Raw genomic sequence first — 17,908 nt, 5'->3', positions numbered from 1 at the left:
AATGACCCGTACGACTATCAAGGGCCTGCTGCTTGCGTCGAGCATTCTCGGCACGGCCGGGCTGGCGCACGCCGAGGACGTGACGCTGACCATCGAAAGCTGGCGCAACGACGACCTGGCGATCTGGCAGGAAAAGCTGATCCCGGCCTTCGAAGCCAAGAACCCGGGCATCAAGGTCAAGTTCGCCCCGATGGCACCGACCGAATACAATGCCGCGCTCAACGCCAAGCTCGACGCCGGCTCCGCAGGCGACCTCGTCACCTGCCGTCCGTTCGACGTCTCGCTCGAACTTTACAACAAGAAGCACCTCGCCGACCTGACGAGCCTGCCGGGCATGGAAAACTTCTCGCCGGTCGCCAAGTCCGCCTGGACCACCGATGACGGCAAGGCCACCTTCTGCGTGCCTATGGCATCAGTCATCCACGGCTTCATCTACAACAAGGACGCCTTCGACCAGCTCGGCATCCAGATCCCGACGACGGAAGCGGAATTCTTCGCTGCCCTCGACAAGATCAAGGCCGACGGTAACTACATCCCGATGGCGATGGGCACCAAGGATCTCTGGGAAGCCGCAACCATGGGCTACCAGAACATCGGCCCGAACTACTGGAAGGGTGAGGAAGGCCGTGCCGCGCTGATCAAGGGCGAGCAGAAGCTGACCGACGAGCCGTGGGTCGAGCCCTACCGCGTTCTTGCCAAGTGGAAGGATTATCTCGGCGACGGCTTCGAAGCCCAGACCTACCCGGACAGCCAGAACCTCTTCACCCTCGGCCGTGCCGCCATCTATCCGGCCGGCTCGTGGGAGATCGGCCTGTTCAACACCCAGGCTCAGTTCAAGATGGGCGCCTTCCCGCCGCCGGTCAAAAACGCTGGCGACACCTGCTACATTTCGGACCACAACGACATCGGTATCGGCCTCAATGCCAAGAGCGCACATGCCGAGCAGGCCAAGACCTTCCTGACCTGGGTTGCTTCGCCTGAGTTCGCCGACATCTACGCCAACGCACTGCCGGGCTTCTTCAGCCTCAACTCGACCCCGGTGAAGATGACCGATCCGCTCGCCCAGGAATTCGTCTCCTGGCGCGAAAAGTGCAAGCCGACGATCCGCTCGACCTACCAGATCCTGGCACGCGGCACCCCGAGCCTGGAAAATGAGACCTGGGTCGAATCGGCCAACGTGATCAACGGCACGGATACGCCTGAGGTTGCCGCCGAGAAGCTGCAGAAGGGCCTCGACGCCTGGTACAAGCCGGCGAAGTAAGACGTAAGCGCAACAGGTTCCCTCCCCTTCTTGGGGAGGGTCGGCCCTACAGCGCCGCACGTTCTGGACGTGCATAGAGCACCTTTAGCCGGATGGATTTAAGGATGCCGTAGGGACCGGGCGGGGCGACATGCCGAATCACGGCACTCCCCCAGCCGAAGCGTCACCGGCCTCCCACAGTGGGAGGCCACCGACGCAGTCGTTTGCAAAAGAACGCGATAGACTTAACCTTCGTCATGAGCCCTCGATAAAGGGGCAGACGGCATGCGGCGCGACCGGCCGCGTGGCGCCGGTGCGCATCATGATTGTCTGGGGACCGGTCTTCTAGAAACGGATGGATCCATGAGTGACGCTCTTTCAGTGCAAGAGGGACAGCCGACCGCAAGGCGGCCGAAACGCTGGCACATCCTCGTCTTCCTGCTGCCGGCCTTCCTGGTCTATTCGGCGGTGATGATCCTGCCGTTGATCGAGACGCTCAGGCTTTCGCTGTTCAACACGGTCGACGGCCAGTCGACCTTTGTCGGCCTTGCGAATTTCCAGACGCTGTTTGGCGAAGAGCGCTGGGCGCACGACTTCTGGAATGCGCTGAAGAACAACGTCATCTTCTTCATCATCCACATGTGCGTGCAGAACCCGATCGGCGTTGCGCTCGCCGCCATGTTGTCGATCCCGAAGCTGCGCTTCGTCACCTTTTACCGCACGGCGATCTTCCTGCCGACGCTGCTCTCCTTCGTGATCGTCGGCTTCATCTGGAAGCTGATCCTGTCGCCGATCTGGGGCGTGGCACCCGGCATGCTCGACCTCGTCGGCCTGAAGTCGCTGTTTGCCCCCTGGCTCGGCAAGCCGGGCTCGGCGCTCATCACCGTGTCGCTGATCTCGGTCTGGCAATATGTCGGCATCCCGATGATGCTGATCTATGCCGCCCTGCTCAACATTCCGGATGAGGTGATCGAGGCTGCCGAATGCGACGGCGTCACCGGCTGGAGCCAGTTCTGGAAGATCAAGCTGCCGCTGATCCTGCCGGCCATCGGCATCATCTCGATCCTGACCTTCGTCGGCAACTTCAACGCCTTCGACCTGGTCTACACGGTGCAGGGCGCGCTTGCCGGTCCCGACGGCTCGACCGACATTCTCGGTACGCTGCTCTACCGCACCTTCTTCGGTTTCCAGCTGCAGCTCGGCGACCGCTCGATGGGCGCGACGATCGCCACGGTGATGTTCCTCATCATCCTCGCCGGCGTCTCGCTCTACCTCTTCGTCATTCAGCGCCGCATGCGCCGCTACCAGTTCTGAGGAGACCGGAGATGTCGAAAGCACGCGATTCATTTCTCCGCACCGGCTTCGTGCATGCAGCGCTCATCGCCTACACGCTCATCTCGCTATTTCCGGTGTTCCTGACGATCATCAACTCATTCAAGGATCGCAACGCGATCTTTCGGGCGCCGCTGACGATCCCGACGCCGCAGACCTTCAGCCTGATCGGCTATCAGACCGTCCTCGGCCAGGGCGACTTCGCCACCTATTTCCAGAACAGCTTCATCGTCACAATCGTCTCGATCGCGCTGGTTCTGCTCTTCGGGGCGATGGCCGCCTTCGCGCTGTCGGAATACCGCTTCCGCGGCAACACGCTGATGGGCCTTTATCTCGCGATCGGCATCATGATCCCGATCCGTCTCGGCACCGTCGCCATTCTGCAGGGCATGGTCGCTGCCAACCTCGTCAACACGCTGACGGCACTGATCCTCGTCTATACGGCCCAAGGCCTGCCGCTCGCGATCTTCATTCTCTCGGAGTTCATGCGCACGGTCTCCGATGACTTGAAGAACGCCGGGCGCATCGACGGGCTGTCGGAGTATTCAATCTTCTTCCGCCTGGTTCTGCCGCTCGTCCGTCCAGCCATGGCAACCGTCGCGGTCTTCACGATGATCCCGATCTGGAACGATCTCTGGTTCCCGCTGATCCTCGCGCCGGCCGAAGCCACCAAGACCGTGACGCTCGGCTCGCAGATCTTCATCGGCCAGTTCGTCACCAACTGGAACGCGGTTCTGGCGGCACTGTCGCTCGCCATCCTTCCGGTTCTCGTCCTCTACGTCATCTTCTCGCGGCAACTGATCCGCGGCATCACGGCAGGAGCAGTCAAGTGAGTGCAAGCAGCAAACCGGTCCGGGTCCTCGTCGCGGGGCTCGGCAACATGGGGCGCAGCCATGCGCTCGCCTATCACAACAATCCCGGCTTCGAGATCGTCGGCCTCGTCAACCGCTCGAAGGTGCCGCTGCCGGAGGAACTGAGCGGCTACACGATCCATCCGGACTTCAAGACGGCCCTGGCCGAATTGAAGCCCGAGCTCTGCTCGATCTGCACCTATTCGGACAGCCATGCGGACTTTGCGGTCATGGCGTTCGAGGCCGGCGCCGACGTCTTCGTCGAAAAGCCGCTCGCAACCACCGTCGCCGACGCCGAGCGCGTCGTCGCGGCTGCGAAGAAGCACGGCCGCAAGCTGGTGATCGGCTACATCCTGCGCCATCACCCCTCGTGGATCCGGCTGATCGCCGAAGCGCGCAAGCTCGGCGGTCCCTATGTCTTCCGCATGAACCTGAACCAGCAGTCCAGCGGCCCGACCTGGGAGACGCACAAGTCGCTGATGAAGACGACGTCGCCGATCGTCGATTGCGGCGTGCACTATGTCGACGTCATGTGCCAGATCACCGATGCCAAGCCGGTGGAAGTGCGCGGCATGGGGCTCCGTCTCTCCGACGAGATCGCGCCCGACATGTACAATTACGGTCACCTGCAGGTGATCTTCGAGGATGGTTCGGCCGGCTGGTATGAAGCCGGCTGGGGGCCGATGATCTCGGAAACCGCCTTCTTCGTGAAGGACGTGATGTCGCCGAAGGGATCGGTGTCGATCGTCATGGACCAGAATGCCAAGTCCGACGACATCGACATGCACACAAAGACCGCGGTGATCCGGCTGCACAATGCCGAAACCGGTCCCGATGGCCGTTTCCTGAAAGCCGACGAGGACCTGAAGATGGACGGCGAGCCCGGCCACCAGGAACTCTGCGACCGCGAGCAGGCCTATGTGCTGAAGGCCATTCGCGAAAACATCGACCTCGACCGTCACATGAACGACGCCGTGCAGTCGCTACGCATCTGCCTCGCCGCAGACGAAAGCGTGCGCACCGGCAGACCAGTCAAACTTTAAAGGGGGCAACCAGGTGGGATCGCTTCAACTCAAATCCATCCGCAAGGCCTACGGTAGCCATGAGGTGCTGAAGGGCATCGACCTCGAGGTGAAGGACGGCGAGTTCGTCATCTTCGTCGGCCCGTCGGGCTGCGGCAAGTCGACCTTGCTGCGCACCATCGCCGGTCTCGAGGACGCGACCTCCGGCAGCGTGCAGATCGACGGCACGGAAGTCGGCCACGTGGCGCCCGCCAAGCGCGGCATCGCCATGGTGTTCCAGTCCTACGCGCTCTATCCGCACCTGTCGGTGAAGGACAATATGGGCCTTGGCCTGAAACAGGCCGGCGCTCCGAAGGCGGAGATCGAGGACAAGGTCGGCAAGGCAGCGAACATGCTGTCGCTCGATCCCTACCTCGCCCGTCGCCCGGCGGAGCTTTCGGGCGGCCAGCGTCAGCGCGTGGCGATCGGCCGCGCGATCGTGCGCGAACCGAAGCTCTTCCTGTTCGACGAGCCGCTTTCGAACCTAGACGCGGCGCTGCGCGTCAACACCCGGCTTGAGATTGCCCGGCTGCATCGAAGCCTGAAGGCAACGATGATCTACGTGACCCACGACCAGGTGGAGGCGATGACGCTCGCCGACAAGATCGTCGTCCTCAACGCCGGCCAGATCGAACAGATCGGCTCGCCGATGGATCTCTACAATCGCCCGGCCAACGTCTTCGTCGCTGGCTTCATCGGCTCGCCGCAGATGAACTTCATCGAGGGCGCCCGGCTCGGGGATGTCAAAGCCAAGACGATCGGCATCCGCCCGGAGCACATGGCGCTTTCACGCGAGAGCGGCGACTGGAAGGGCAAGGTCGTGCATGTCGAGCACCTCGGCGCCGACACCATCGTCTATATCGATTCCGAGCAGGTCGGCACCATCACCGTCCGCCTCTTCGGCGAACATCGCTACGCGCCTGACGACATCGTTTATGCGACGCCGACGGTCGGTGCCATGCACCGTTTCGGCGACGACGACCGCGTCCTCGCCTGATCCGTTTTGAGGCTAAGGCCTCATCACAGCTGCGTGAAAACCAGCCGCCACGGGACTAACCCCTTGTGGCGGCTTATTTATTTTTTGAATAGCCGTGCTGAATGACTCTGTTGCGCTGCAAAGCGATTTAACATACATTTGTGTTTGTATATTAGCTTTCCGGTATTTTCCCCAAGCAATACCGGTCTCGCTCCCCTTCACTTCCGGACCGCACGGGCACCTTGCGAGATGCACCTGTCGCCTGCGGTCACCGAATATGGACATCGCTATGCGCATGAACCGACCGACACTGGCCGCCGCCTTGGCAACTGTGATTCTTCTTTCCGGCTGCCAGAAAGAGGAAGCACAACAGGGCGCCGCCGCATTCCCACCGTCCGCCGTCGCGGTCTTCACGACCAAGACCGAAACCCTGCCGATCACCAACGAGCTTCCGGGCCGCATCGCGGCGACCCGTGTCGCCGAGGTCCGTCCGCGCGTTTCCGGCATTGTCGTCGAACGCGTCTTCCAGCAGGGCTCCAAGGTCAATGCCGGTGACGTGCTCTACCGCATCGATCCCGCGCCCTTCCGCGTCCAGGTCGAAAAGGCAGAGGCAACGCTTCGGCGCGCCCAATCCATTCGCCAGCAGGCCCAGCAGAAGGCCGATCGCCAGGAGCAGCTGAAGAAGGCGAACGTCGTCGCCGCGCAGCAGCTGGAAGATGCGGCTGCGCTGCTAGCTACCGCCGACGCCGATGTCGCGATCGCCGAAGCCGGCCTCGCTGCGGCCAAGCTCGACCTGCAATATGCCGACGTGACGGCACCGATCAGCGGCCGCATCGGCCGTGCGCTGATCACCGAAGGCGCGCTCGTCAGCACCAACAGCTCGGAAAATCTCGCGACGATCCAGCAGCTCGACCCGCTCTACGCCGACTTCACCCAGTCGGCGACCGACCTCATCCGCCTGCGCAAGGCGCTCGAGGACGGCCAGATGATGAACGGCGACGGCGAGGAAGCCGAAGTCCAGCTCGTGCTCGACGACGGCACCACCTATGAGCACAAGGGCAAGCTCCTGTTCTCGGAAGCCGCCGTCGACGCGACGACCGGCCAGGTGACCCTGCGCGGCGAATTCCCGAACCCCGACAACGACCTGCTTCCCGGCATGTATGTTCGCGTACTTGTGCAGCAGGGCGTCGAGAAGGACGCGATCACCGTTCCGCAGCAGGCCGTCCAGCGCAACAACGCCGGCCAGTCGCAGGTTTATGTCGTCGGCGCCGACAACAAGGTCGAGTTCCGCAACGTGACCCTCGGCCGCACGATCGGCACCCGCTGGCAGGTGACCTCCGGCATCAAGGCCGGCGAAAAGGTCATCGTCGAAGGCTTCCAGAAGATCGGCCCCGGTGCTCCCGTCGAGCCGACGGACTGGAACCCGGACGCCAAGCCGACTGCCGAAGCAGCGCAGACGACGGCCGCTGCCGACGAAAAGCCTGCCGAAGCTACAAAGTGAGTTTGATTGATGCCTAGTTTTTTCATCGACAGGCCTATTTTTGCCTGGGTGGTGGCGATCTTCATCATGGTCGCCGGCGTCATTGCGATTCCGCTTCTGCCGGTATCGCAATATCCTGACGTCGCGCCGCCGCAGATCTCCATCAACACGAGCTACCCCGGCGCCTCGTCGCAAGACACCTATCAGAGCGTCACGCGACTGATCGAAGACGAGCTGAACGGCGTCGAAGGCCTGCTCTATTTCGAGTCGACCTCCAGCGCCTCCGGCTCGGTCGAAATCAGCGCCACCTTTGCACCGGGCACCGATCCGGGACAGGCGGCCGTCGACATCCAGAACCGCGTTCGCCGCGTCGAACCGCGCCTGCCCGATTCGGTCAAGCGCCAGGGCGTCCAGGTCGATGAAGCCGGCTCCGGCTTCCTGATGATCGTGGCGCTCACCTCGACCGACGGCTCGATGGACGCCATCGGTCTCGGCGACTATCTAAGCCGCAACGTGCTTAGCGAAATTCAGCGCGTGCCCGGCGTCGGCCGTGCGCAGCTGTTTGCCACGGAACGCTCGATGCGCGTCTGGCTCGATCCGGACAAGATGCTGGGTCTGAACCTGACGGCTGCGGACGTGACCAATGCGATCACGGCGCAGAACGCCCAGATCGCTTCGGGCTCGATCGGCGCACAGCCGAACCCGATCACCCAGCAGATCAGCGCGCCCGTCGTCGTCAAGGGTCAGCTCGAAAGCGCCGAAGAGTTCGGTGCGATCGTGCTTCGCGCCAATCCGGACGGCTCCTCCGTCCGCCTGCGCGACGTTGCCCGCATCGAGATCGGTGGCGAAAGCTACGCCTTCTCGACGCGCCTGAACGGCAAGCCGTCGGCGGCTATCGCCGTCCAGCTTTCGCCGAGCGGCAACGCCATGTCGACCTCGGCCGCCATCAAGGAACGCATGGACGAACTGGCGAAGTTCTTCCCGCAGGGCCTCGAATATTCGGTTCCCTACGACACCTCGCCCTTCGTCGCCGTTTCCATCGAGAAGGTGCTTTCGACGCTGGTCGAAGCGGTCGCGCTGGTGTTCATCGTGATGTTCCTGTTCTTGCAGAACATCCGCTACACCATCATCCCGACGCTCGTCGTGCCGGTGGCGCTCCTCGGCACCTGCGCGGTCATGCTGGCGATGGGCTTCTCGATCAACGTTCTGACCATGTTCGGCATGGTGCTGGCGATCGGCATTCTCGTCGACGATGCGATCATCGTCGTCGAAAACGTCGAACGCATCATGTCCGAGGAAGGGGCAACGCCGAAAGAAGCCACCCGCAAGGCGATGAAGCAGATCACCGGCGCCGTCATCGGCATCACGCTGGTTCTCGCCTCGGTGTTCATTCCGATGGCCTTCTTCCCGGGCGCGGTCGGTGTGATCTATCGCCAGTTCTCGCTGACGATGGTCGTCTCGATCCTGTTCTCCGCACTTCTCGCTTTGTCGCTGACACCGGCGCTCTGCGCGAGCTTCCTGAAGCAGGTTCCGAAGGGTCATCATCACGCCAAGCGTGGCTTCTTCGGCTGGTTCAACCGCTCGTTCGACAAGACGTCGCACGGCTATAGCGGCATCGTGAAGCGCCTGGTCCACCGGACCGGTCGCTACATGATCGTCTATGTCGCGGTGCTCGCCGGTCTCGGCTGGCTGTTCATGAAGCTGCCGTCGTCGTTCCTTCCGGACGAAGACCAGGGCTTCGTGATCGTCATGATGCAGTTGCCGTCGGAAGCGACCGGCAACCGCACGACCGAGGTGGTGGAGCAGGCCGAGAAGATCTTTGGCCAGGAAACGGCAGTCGAACGCATCATCGCGATCAACGGCTTCTCCTTCTTCGGTACCGGCCAGAACGCAGCGCTCGCCTTCGTGACGCTGAAGGACTGGAAGGAACGTGACGCCGACAACGCCGCACAGTCGATCGCCATGCGGGCGACGATGGCGATGAGCCAGATCAAGGATGCGATCAGCTTCGCGCTGTCGCCGCCGGCGATCCAGGGCCTCGGCACCACCGGCGGCTTCTCGTTCCGCCTGCAGGACCGTGGCGGTCTCGGCCAGGCGGCGCTGTCGCAGGCCCGCGACCAGCTGCTCGGCATGGCTGCTGAGAGCAAGGTGCTCTCCGGCGTCCGCTTCGAGGGCATGCCCGATGCGGCTCAGGTCAGCGTCACGATCGATCGCGAGAAGGCCAACACCTTCGGTGTGACCTTCGCCGATATCAACTCGACGATCTCGACCAACCTCGGCTCGTCCTACGTCAACGACTTCCCCAATGCCGGACGCATGCAGCGCGTAACGGTGCAGGCGGACGAAGGTCAGCGCATGCAGACCGCCGACCTCCTGAACCTCAACGTCCGCAACGCCAATGGCGGCATGGTGCCCCTGTCGGCCTTCGCGACGGTGGAGTGGGTCAAGGCGTCGACCCAGACGATCGGCTACAACGGCTACCCGTCGGTCCGTATCAGCGGCGAAGCCGCCCACGGCTACTCCTCGGGTGACGCGATCGCCGAGATGCAACGGCTGGCGGGCCAGTTGCCTGCAGGTTTCGGTTACGAATGGACTGGCCAGTCGCTGCAGGAAATCCAGTCCGGCACCCAGGCGCCTCTCCTGATCGCGCTGTCGTGCCTTCTGGTGTTCCTGTGCCTTGCAGCCCTCTATGAGAGCTGGTCGATCCCGGTGGCGGTGATCATGGTCGTTCCCCTCGGCGTCATCGGTTCGGTGCTCGCCGTGATGATGCGCGACATGCCGAACGACGTCTACTTCAAGGTCGGCCTGATCGCGATCATCGGTCTCTCGGCCAAGAACGCGATCCTGATCATCGAGTTCGCCAAGGAACTGCGTGAGCAGGGCAAGTCGCTGATCGACGCGACGCTGGAGGCGGCACATCTTCGCTTCCGGCCGATCCTGATGACGTCGCTGGCCTTCACGCTCGGTGTTCTGCCGCTGGCAATCGCCACGGGTGCCAGCTCCGGCAGCCAGCGCGCCATCGGCACGGGCGTCATGGGCGGGATGATCTCGGCAACGGTGCTCGCCATCTTCTTCGTTCCTGTCTTCTTCGTGTTCGTCACGAAGCTTTTCAGCCGAAAGAAGGTGGAGAACACACCGACAGCCGCAGAAAACCCGACACCCGCCGAATAAAACAAGACTGGACGGCCCGCCTCTGGCGGGCCGTCGCATGAGGAGGAATGAATGCGCCGAACAAAGGCCGATGCAGAAGCAACAAGACAGAAGATCCTGAGCGCCGCCGAGCGCGTCTTCTACGAAAAGGGCGTCTCGAACACGACGCTCGAAGAAATAGCCAAGGCCGCCGGCGTGACCCGTGGCGCCATCTACTGGCACTTTGCCAACAAGACCGACCTGTTCCTCGCGCTGCACGACGCTGTGCCCTTGCCGCAGGAAGACATGGTCGCCCGCGAGATCGAAGCGGAAGCTGCCGATACACTCTCCATCCTCGAAGGTGCCATGGGCGACTGGCTGGATGTTCTGGCCGCCGACGAGCAGCGCCAGCGCATTCTGACGATCATGTTGCGCACCAATTACGACGGCGACCTGGGCGAGGTCCTCGCCCGCCAGAAGGAACTCGACGAGCACCACAATGTCGTGCTCGAACTCGCTTTTTCCCGCGCGCTTGCCAAGGGGCAGATGCACGAGACCTGGACCCCCGCCTCCGCGACGCGGACCCTGCACTGGATGATGCTCGGGCTCTGTACGGAATGGCTGCTGTTCGGCCGCACCTTCGATCTGACGGCCGAGGGACGCGAGGGCCTGAGCCGGCTCTTTGCCAGCTTCCGCGCGCCGGCCGTTACCGCGACCGCCGTCGTAGCCCGCCTGTAACAGCTGTAGCCGGCACCCCTGTGAGTACCGGCTACATGAGGCGCCTTCCGGAACCCTCTAGCTGAACACGACCGTCTTGTGACCGTTGAGCATGACGCGCCGCTCCAGGTGCAGCTTGACGGCGCGCGCCAGCACCCGGCTTTCGATATCGCGGCCGGTGGCGACGAAATCTTCCGCCGTCAAGGCATGGCTGACGCGTTCGGTTTCCTGTTCGATGATCGGGCCTTCGTCGAGGTCCGGCGTGACGTAGTGCGCCGTCGCCCCGATCAGCTTCACGCCACGCTCATGCGCCTGATGATAGGGCTTGGCGCCCTTGAAGCTCGGCAGGAACGAATGGTGGATGTTGATCGCCTTGCCGTAGAGGCGCTTCGACAGATTGTCGGAAAACACCTGCATGTAGCGGGCAAGGATGACGAGATCGGCGCCGGTCTCCTGGACCAGTCGCAGAAGCCTTTCCTCCTGCTCGGCCTTGTTGTCCTTCGATACCGACCAACAGTGATAGGCGAGCCCTTCGGCTTCAGCCGTACGCCGGCTGTCTTCGTGGTTGGAGACGATGGCGACGACCTCCGCGTTCAACCAGCCGACACGGATCTGGTAAAGCAGGTGCAGGAGCGCATGGTCGAACTTGGAGACGAGGACCAGGATCTTCGGCTTGACCGCAGCATCCGTGAGCGTGGTCCGCATCTGGAAACGCTCGACGGCCGGGCGAAGCGCCCGCTCGACATCACCAGCCTGAACGCTCGCTGCAACCTGGAAGGCGATGCGCATGAAGAAGCTGTTGGTCTTGGTATCCCAGAACTGGTTGCTCTCGGCGATGTTTGCGCCAAGGGCGGCAAGCTCCGTGGTGACGGCGGCGACAATGCCGGGTTTGTCGTCGCAGGACAGGACAAGAATGAAGGTCTTCGGCGCCATGATCTCCTCCGATTGCAGCCGTTTCGGATGAGGCTCGAGCCCCTTCCCAAAGGCTGCCTATGAGGAGTTGAACGCGCCGGCAATCGTTCCGGCTGCGACGACTGACGCTTTCTATCATCCTGATGGAAAGGCGCCCGGGAGCATGGAATGCCCCCGGGCGCTGCAAGATTCGTCGCATTCGGCTTTTGAGGTTTTCTGAGAGGTTTCCATCAAAAACCCGGTGTGCACCGACTAGATCAGTGCGCCTCGTCCCAGTTGGTCGCCGCGCGCGCATCGACCTTCAGCGGCACCTTCATGTCGAGCGCCGGCATGGCGGCGTTCTCCATCACCGAGACGACAACCGGAATGGTGTTTTCGACCTCGGCGTCCTCGACCTCGAAGATCAGTTCGTCGTGCACCTGCAGCAGCATGCGGGCCGAAAGCTTCGCCTCGGCCAGCGCCGGCTCCATCTTCACCATGGCGCGGCGGATGATGTCGGCGGCCGAGCCCTGGATCGGCGCATTGATCGCGGCGCGCTCGTTGAAGGCACGGTGCGACGGGATCGACGAGCGGATGTCCGGATAGTGGGCGCGGCGACCGAAGATCGTCTCGACGTAGCCGTGCTCGCGGGCAAACACCTTGGTGCCCTCCATGTAGTCGCGGATGCCGGGGAAACGCTCGAAATAGCGCTTGATGTAGTCGCTGGCTTCGGAGCGCTCGATCGACAGCTGGTTGGCAAGGCCGAAGGCGGAGATGCCGTAGATGATACCGAAGTTAATCGCCTTGGCGCGCCGGCGGATTTCGCTCGGCATGCCCTCGACCGGAACGCCGAACATTTCCGATGCGGTCATCGCATGAATGTCGACGCCATCGGCAAAGGCCTGGCGAAGCTGCGGAATGTCCGCAACATGGGCAAGCACGCGCAGTTCGATCTGGCTGTAGTCGGCCGAGACGAGCTTGTGGCCGGGCGTTGCGATGAAGGCGGTGCGGATCTTGCGGCCTTCGGCGGTGCGCACCGGAATGTTCTGCAGGTTCGGATCGGACGACGACAGGCGGCCGGTGGTCGTGGCGGCAAGCGCATAGGACGTATGCACGCGCTTCGTCTCCGGATGGACGAAGCCCGGAAGCGCATCGGTATAGGTGGACTTGAGCTTGGTCAGCTGTCGCCAGTCGACGATCTTGCGTGGCAGTTCGTGGCCTTCGGCTGCCAGGTCTTCCAGAACCTGTGCCGAGGTCGACCATTGCCCGGTCTTGGTCTTCGAGCCGCCGGCAAAGCCCATCTTGCCGAAGAGGATATCGCCGAGCTGCTTCGGCGAACCGATGGTGAAGGTTTCGCCAGCGAGCTTGTAGATCTCGTCCTCGAGCCCGGCTGCGCCCTGGGCGAGCTCGCCCGAAAGCCGCGAGAGGATCTGGCGGTCGACGGTGATGCCGCGGTCTTCCATGCGTGCCAGAACGGCAACCAGGGGTCGCTCCAGCCGCTCATAGACGCGCGTCAGCCCCTTGGCGGCCAATCGAACCTTCAGGATATGCCAGAGCCTGAGCGTGACGTCCGCATCCTCAGCCGCGTAAGCGGTTGCCCGGTCGATATCGACGAAGTCGAAGGTCACCGAGGATTTGCCGGTTCCGGTGATGTCCTTGTAGGCGATCGGCTTGTGGTTCAGCCAGCGCTCAGACAGCGAGTCCATGCCATGGGTGCCGTTGCCGGCATCGACGACGTAGGACATCAGCATCGTGTCGTCGAAGCTTTCGACGGTGATGCCGTGCCGCTTCATCACGAGGTAATCGTATTTCAGGTTCTGGGCGACCTTGAGGACCGAAGGGTCCTCCAGCAGGCGCTTCAGCCGGCTCAAGGCTTCTGCGGTCGGGATCTGGTTTTCGGCGAGCCCGCCGCCGAGCAAGTCGCCGACGCCGGTCTTGTGGATCAGCGGCACATAGGCCGCCCGGATCGAGGCGCCGGTCGGGTCGGCCTTGTGGTCGGCGATCGCCAGCGAGAAGCCGACGAGGTCCGCCTGCATTGCATCGAGCGAGGTCGTTTCCGTGTCGAAGCCGACGACACCGGCTTCGCGCGCGTCCGATATCCACCGGTCGAGAGTGGCGATGTCGCGGATCGTCACATAGGCGCTCTGATCCATCGGCGCCTTGGCGAAGATTTCAGCGCGTGCCGCAGCGAGCGCCTCGGGCGTCGCGTCCGCGCCATTCGCTTCGCCGGCACGCGACAGGACGGCGGCGGCTTGCGCAGCCTCGCCACGGGCGGCAGCCGCGGTGGAGGAGCCCTCGCTGACCTTTTCCGCCCCATCTCCCTTGTCGAGATCAGGGCCGCGCGCCTCGGCGCCCCATTCTACCGGCACCAAGGCTGCTTCAACGGCATCGGCGTCCGTACCGGTCGCGGCGGCGACGCGACGCGTCAGCGTTGTGAATTCCATCGCCTTCAGGAAGGCGATCAGCTTCGGACCGTTCTGCGGCTCGAGGCTCAGCTCTTCGAGCGGAACGTCGAGCGGCGTGTCGGTCTTGAGTTCGACGAGCTGGCGCGACAGACGAGCGAGATCGGCATTGGCGATGATGTTCTCGCGGCGCTTGGCCTGCTTGATCTCGCCGGCGCGGGCCAGCAGCGTTTCGAGATCGCCGTACTCATCGAGCAGCTGTGCCGCCGTCTTCGGGCCAATGCCGGGAATGCCCGGGACATTGTCGGTGGAGTCACCGGTCATCGCCTGCAGGTCGATCATCTTTTCCGGCGGCACGCCCCATTTCTCGATCACTTCCGGGATCGAGATCTGCTTGTCCTTCATGCTGTCGTACATCGACACGTTCGAGGTCACGAGCTGCATCAGGTCCTTGTCGGACGAGACGATGGTGACGCCGGCGCCGGCGGCTTCTGCAAGCCGGGCGTAGGTGGCGATCAGGTCGTCGGCCTCATAGCCTTCCTTCTCGATGCAGGGCAGGTTGAAGGCGCGGGTCGCGTGACGGATCAGCCCGAACTGCGGGATCAGATCTTCCGGCGGCGCCGTGCGGTTCGCCTTGTACTGATCGTAGAGCGCGTTGCGGAAGGTCTTCGACGAATAGTCGAAGATGACCGCGAAATGGGTCGGCGTGACGCCGACCGAGGTGTCGCGCGCATCGGTGAGCAGCTTCCACAACATGTTGCAGAAACCCGATACCGCGTTGACCGGAAGGCCATCGGATTTGCGGTTGAGCGGCGGGATGGCGTGGAACGCCCGGAAGATGAATCCGGAGCCGTCGACGAGGAAGAGATGATCACCGTTTTTCATGGGCAAATGGATAGCGCGGGGCAAGCCAAAGGTCCATTGCGGTTTTCCCGCCAGACACTACATTCTCCACCGGTCGCGGTGGCCGCGATCGCCACCGCGGATTGCGAAAACGGGGGCTGATTTCGCCTTGGGATCGAGCGCCAAAAGGCTTCGCAAGCGCCCGTTCGGCTTCACGCAAACGTTACATATTTGTAATGTCCGATTCAGCCCTGGTATCCTTGAAAAGCCACATTTGAATCCTCAAATCTTACTCAACGGCACCGAGTGATGCCGTCTTCTGGTGATTGGCCTGTCCCCCGCCCGCACCAGATGAGGACAAAGGCCTTATCCCCCTCTCCGGGCCTTTGTCCCGTTTTCAAAAGACCGTCACGGCGCCGCCTCCGCACCGTGACGGTTTTTTGTTTCTGCCGTCCGATCACCTCCGCTCAAATCCCGGTGAGACCCGGCGGTCTCAAGGTCCATCGCCTGCATTGTAACTTGTCTTCATGGCGGTTCGGGCGTACCGATAGGCATGGCCTTCAATCGTATGGAATCTGCGACCTACCTGGCCAGCCTGCTGGCTAAGAGCTTTTCGCGCGCGCTTCACGAGCGCGGCCAGAAGCTTGGTTTTGCGCCCGGTCAGTTTCCCATCCTGCTCGAGCTTTGGGCCGAGGAAGGCCTGACGCAGAAACAACTGCTCGATCGCCTCGACATCGAACAGGCGACGATGGCAAACACGCTCTCGCGCATGGAGCGCGACGGGCTCATCCTCCGCCGCAAGCATCCGCAGGACAAGCGCTCGCAGCAGATCTACCTCACCGAAAAGGCAAAGGAGATGGAGGCGGCCGCCAAGGAGGCAGCGCTTGCCGCCGACCAGTCGCTGCTTGCCGGCCTCAGGAATTTCGAACGCGAACTGATGCTCGAATATATGCGCATGGCGCTCGCGAGCGTGGCACGCAGCGACAGTCGCGCCTGACGCACCACCCCCTTATGATCATTCCATCAAAAAAATTGGCTTAAAGCGGGCGTTCCCCCGTTCTAAAGCGGGGGCAGACGCGTCGATCCGGGCGCCCCGGCGCTCACCTTGCCGACGCGCCGGGCTCTCCGTTCACCGTCACCTGAGACCTCGGCCCAAAATCGCTCAAATCGATTTCGCTTTGGCGGCACATGCAGTAGGTTCCGGCGAAACTTGAAGCAAGGATATGCATGATGGCTGACATCACCCCCGTTCTCGAACGCGCAGACGCCAACCTGCCAAGGAGCCTCGACCGGCTGTTCGACCTCGTTCGGATCAAGTCGATCTCGACCGACCCGGCCTTCAAGGCGGAATGCCGCAAGGCGGCCGAATGGCTGGTGGCCGAACTCAACAGCCTCGGCTTCACCGCATCGGTGCGCGACACCCCCGGCCATCCGATGGTCGTCGCCCACCATGACGGCGCCAAGCCCGATGCGCCGCATGTGCTGTTCTATGGCCACTATGACGTACAGCCGGTCGATCCGCTGAACCTCTGGGACACGGATCCGTTCGAGCCCGGCATCAAGGAAATCGAACCCGGCCGCAAGGTGATCACCGGCCGTGGCACGGCTGACGACAAGGGCCAGCTCCTGACCTTCGTCGAGGCGGTGCGCGCCTACAAGGACGTGCATGGCGCCCTGCCCTGCCGCGTCACCATCCTATTCGAAGGCGAAGAGGAATCCGGCTCGCCGTCGCTGAAGCCCTTCCTCGAAGCCAATGCCGCCGAACTCAAGGCCGACTATGCGCTGGTCTGCGACACCAGCATGTGGGACCGCGATACGCCGGCGATCTCCGCTGGCCTGCGCGGCCTCGTCGGCGAAGAAGTCATCGTCCGGGCTGCCGACCGCGACCTGCATTCCGGTTATTTCGGTGGTGCTGCCGCCAACCCGATCCGCATCCTCACCACCATTCTCGCCGGCCTTCATGACGAAAACAGCCGCGTGACGCTGCCAGGCTTCTACGACGGCGTCGAAGAGACCCCGGCCCAGATCAAGGCGGCCTGGGAAACGCTCGGCCAGACGGCAGAGAAGTTCCTCGGCGAAATCGGCCTTTCGATCCCGTCGGGTGAAAAGAACCGCTCGGTGCTGGAACTGACCTGGGCGCGGCCGACCGCGGAAGTCAACGGCATCACCGGCGGCTATACCGGCGAAGGCTTCAAGACGGTGATCGCGGCCGAGGCTTCGGCAAAGGTTTCCTTCCGCCTGGTCGGCAACCAGAACCCGGAAAAGATCCGCGAAGCCTTCCGCGCTTATGTGCGCTCCAAGGTTCCGGCCGACTGCTCGGTCGAGTTCCATGCCCATGGTGGTTCGCCAGCGATCCATCTTCCATACGAATCGCCGCTGCTCAACACGGCGAAGGTGGCCCTGTCCGACGAGTGGCCGAAGCCGGCCGTCATCATCGGCATGGGTGGCTCGATCCCGATCGTCGGCGACTTCCAGAAGATGCTCGGCATGGAATCGCTGCTCGTCGGCTTCGGTCTTTCCGACGACCGCATCCATTCGCCGAACGAGAAGTACGAGCTGCAGTCCTATCACAAGGGCATCCGCTCCTGGATCCGTATCCTCGACGCGCTCGCCGCCTGATGATCGGTGCGGGAAGGGGCGCGATTTTCTGCGCGCATCCCGCCCGAGTCACTTGACCCCGGAAGCCGTGGCGGAGCCTTCCGCCACGGCTTCTTCGCTTTGGTTGCGTGGCTGGAGCTGATGCAGCCCTCGCGCGCAAGCGCTCCATCGACGCGCATGCATCTCTGCCCGATCGGCGGGATGTCCACGCTTTACCGTTTCCCCTTCACTGTTTCCCGGCGGTTTCTCCGTTGTCGGCGGGCCGTCAATCCTTGACCTCCGGGGTCTCAGGTGCTTCCTTTTTGTGAAACAAATCACAAAGGGAAATCGGATCGTTGGCAAGGGTAAGGACCGAAGCGTCGCGCTGCGGGCGTGACGTTATGACAAA

General features: G+C 62.8%; 12 protein-coding genes. 10 read left to right on the top strand and 2 right to left on the bottom strand.

The window, feature by feature from the left end; genetic code table 11:
- Window position 1: 1 nt before the first annotated feature.
- From IB279_RS00400 to IB279_RS00365, 8 genes are all read left to right on the top strand, one after another.
- Window positions 2-1,261, top strand: coding sequence for an ABC transporter substrate-binding protein (locus IB279_RS00400; RefSeq protein ID WP_034804866.1), 1,260 nt, complete (start codon window positions 2-4; stop codon window positions 1,259-1,261).
- 342 nt (window positions 1,262-1,603) lie between these two features.
- The gene (locus tag IB279_RS00395; RefSeq protein ID WP_034804869.1) at window positions 1,604-2,554 is read left to right on the top strand and encodes a carbohydrate ABC transporter permease; all 951 of its coding nucleotides are present in this window, start codon (window positions 1,604-1,606) and stop codon (window positions 2,552-2,554) included.
- Between the two features lie 11 nt (window positions 2,555-2,565).
- Window positions 2,566-3,405: a carbohydrate ABC transporter permease gene (locus tag IB279_RS00390; RefSeq protein WP_034804872.1), complete on the top strand. Its 840-nt coding sequence runs from the start codon at window positions 2,566-2,568 to the stop codon at window positions 3,403-3,405.
- Window positions 3,402-4,466, top strand: a complete 1,065-nt coding sequence (locus IB279_RS00385; RefSeq protein ID WP_060519458.1) for a Gfo/Idh/MocA family protein — start codon at window positions 3,402-3,404, stop codon at window positions 4,464-4,466. Before IB279_RS00390 ends, IB279_RS00385 begins: the two co-directional genes overlap by 4 nt.
- A gap of 13 nt (window positions 4,467-4,479) precedes the next feature.
- On the top strand, window positions 4,480-5,481 hold the full coding sequence (locus tag IB279_RS00380) for an ABC transporter ATP-binding protein (protein WP_034804877.1): 1,002 nt from the start codon (window positions 4,480-4,482) through the stop codon (window positions 5,479-5,481).
- 256 nt (window positions 5,482-5,737) lie between these two features.
- The gene (locus IB279_RS00375; protein WP_034804880.1) at window positions 5,738-6,961 is read left to right on the top strand and encodes an efflux RND transporter periplasmic adaptor subunit; all 1,224 of its coding nucleotides are present in this window, start codon (window positions 5,738-5,740) and stop codon (window positions 6,959-6,961) included.
- A 9-nt stretch (window positions 6,962-6,970) separates the two neighbouring features.
- Window positions 6,971-10,111: an efflux RND transporter permease subunit gene (locus IB279_RS00370; protein WP_034804897.1), complete on the top strand. Its 3,141-nt coding sequence runs from the start codon at window positions 6,971-6,973 to the stop codon at window positions 10,109-10,111.
- A 51-nt stretch (window positions 10,112-10,162) separates the two neighbouring features.
- Window positions 10,163-10,807, top strand: coding sequence for a TetR family transcriptional regulator (locus IB279_RS00365; protein ID WP_034804901.1), 645 nt, complete (start codon window positions 10,163-10,165; stop codon window positions 10,805-10,807).
- A gap of 57 nt (window positions 10,808-10,864) precedes the next feature.
- Here IB279_RS00365 and purU read toward each other — a convergent pair whose 3' ends face one another.
- Window positions 10,865-11,719 (bottom strand): formyltetrahydrofolate deformylase, encoded by an 855-nt coding sequence (gene purU, locus IB279_RS00360; RefSeq protein ID WP_051659688.1) that lies wholly within the window; start codon window positions 11,717-11,719, stop codon window positions 10,865-10,867.
- 236 nt (window positions 11,720-11,955) lie between these two features.
- On the bottom strand, window positions 11,956-14,964 hold the full coding sequence (gene polA, locus IB279_RS00355; RefSeq protein WP_112770776.1) for a DNA polymerase I: 3,009 nt from the start codon (window positions 14,962-14,964) through the stop codon (window positions 11,956-11,958).
- 511 nt (window positions 14,965-15,475) lie between these two features.
- On the opposite strand from polA, the gene IB279_RS00350 reads away from it, so the two are divergent.
- Complete coding sequence (locus IB279_RS00350; protein WP_060519455.1) at window positions 15,476-15,919, top strand: MarR family winged helix-turn-helix transcriptional regulator; 444 nt, start codon at window positions 15,476-15,478, stop codon at window positions 15,917-15,919.
- Between the two features lie 230 nt (window positions 15,920-16,149).
- Window positions 16,150-17,541, top strand: coding sequence for a M20/M25/M40 family metallo-hydrolase (locus tag IB279_RS00345; protein ID WP_089043078.1), 1,392 nt, complete (start codon window positions 16,150-16,152; stop codon window positions 17,539-17,541).
- Window positions 17,542-17,908 lie beyond the last annotated feature (367 nt).

Origin of the sequence: Ensifer sp. ENS06, from assembly GCF_014852205.1 — a bacterium.
Classification (GTDB): Bacteria; Pseudomonadota; Alphaproteobacteria; order Rhizobiales; family Rhizobiaceae; genus Ensifer; species Ensifer adhaerens.
Note: the sequence above shows the minus strand (reverse complement) of the source record. Positions and strands in the feature narration are given on the sequence as shown.